The 535-nt window shown below is 67.3% G+C and carries 1 protein-coding gene; it reads right to left on the reverse strand.

Going from position 1 to position 535, the window contains the following annotated elements:
• Positions 1 to 430 (reverse strand): TonB-dependent receptor plug domain-containing protein (locus HUK84_RS22520; protein ID WP_218064518.1); only part of this gene is annotated, 430 nt, incomplete at its 3' end.
• Between the last annotated feature and the right edge of the window lie 105 nt (positions 431 to 535).

The following is a 535-nucleotide window of genomic DNA, read 5'->3' on the forward strand; positions in this document are numbered from 1 at the left end:
GGCCGATATCGGCCGTGAGGCGCTGGGTGCCGTCGGTGCCGAACGACAGGGTGCCGGCGGTGACCGGCGTCATGCCGGCGCGCTTGGTGACCTCGTTGATCACGCCGCCGGTCGAGCCGCGCCCGAACAGGCTGCCTGACGGACCCTTGAGGACCTCGACGGTTTCGAGATCGAACGGGTCGCGATAATAGCTGCCGAAATCGAGCATGCCGTCGCGATAGAAATCATTCTGCGCGTTGAAGCCGCGGATCGACAGGTTGTCGCCCTGCTGCGCGCCCTCGCCCGCCGCGATACTGATGCCCGGGACGGTCCGCAGCGCATCGAGCATGTTGGTGGTGTTCTGGTCCTGCATCAACTGTTTCGGGATTTCGGTGATCGTCTGCGGCGTGTCCACCAGCGACGTCATGATCCGGTCGAGATGCGGCTGCATCTGCTGGTAGCCGCGCCCCTGCCCCGTCACCAGCAGGTGCTCGGCCGGACGGACCGGGGGGTGGGCGGCTGCGTCGTGGCCGGCGTCGCGGTCATGGTCGTGGTG

This window comes from Nguyenibacter vanlangensis, assembly GCF_013376155.1.
Taxonomy (GTDB): domain Bacteria; phylum Pseudomonadota; class Alphaproteobacteria; order Acetobacterales; family Acetobacteraceae; genus Gluconacetobacter; species Gluconacetobacter vanlangensis.